Origin of the sequence: Dolomitihabitans soli, assembly GCF_022213955.1 — a bacterium.
GTDB classification, from domain to species: domain Bacteria; phylum Actinomycetota; class Actinomycetes; order Streptosporangiales; family Streptosporangiaceae; genus Streptosporangium_A; species Streptosporangium_A soli.
Window position 1 is genome coordinate 1 of record NZ_JAKNTW010000081.1, and the last position, 620, is coordinate 620.

Annotated in this window: 1 protein-coding gene; it reads right to left on the reverse strand. The window is 71.0% G+C overall.

Annotated features, from left to right (window positions below; all coding sequences use genetic code 11):
* Window positions 1–620 (reverse strand): cellulose binding domain-containing protein (locus MBA17_RS49060; protein ID WP_238505838.1); only part of this gene is annotated, 620 nt, incomplete at both ends.

The window sequence follows — 620 nt, forward strand, 5'->3', positions numbered from 1 at the left end:
GCAGGTGTAGGTGGTGGGGGTCTGGGTGTTGCCGCTGGGGCGGGTGGCCTGGTAGCCGAAGGCGGTGGTGGCGCCGGGGGCGAGGGTGGAGTTGTAGGGGAGGCCGCGGGCGGTCACGGTCTGGCCGCTGGTGGTGAGGGTGGCGTTCCAGGAGCCGGAGATGGTGTGGCCGGTGGGCAGGGTGAAGGTGACGGTCCAGCCGGTGGTGGGGGTGGTGCCGGTGTTGGTGATGGTGACGGGCTGGGTGACGTAGCCGTTGTTCCATTGGTTCTGGACGGTGCCGGTGGCGGTGCAGCCGCCGCCTGGGCCGCCTCCGGTGGTGGTGGTGAAGGTGACGGGGGTGGAGTTGGGGGACAGGTTGCCGGCGCCGTCGCGGGCGCGGATGTAGACCTGGTATTGGGTGTTCGGGGTGAGTCCGGTGAGGGTGGTGGTGTTGGTGGTGGATTGGCCGAGTTGGGGGTCGGTGGTGCCTTGTTCGCGGTAGAGGTTGTAGCCGGCGAGGCCGCTGCCGCCGGTGTCGGTGGAGGCGGTCCAGGTGAGGGTGGCTCCGGTTGAGGTGAGGTTGGCGGCGGTGGGGGTGCCGGGGGTCGTCGGCGGCGTCGTGTCGGTGCTGCCACCGC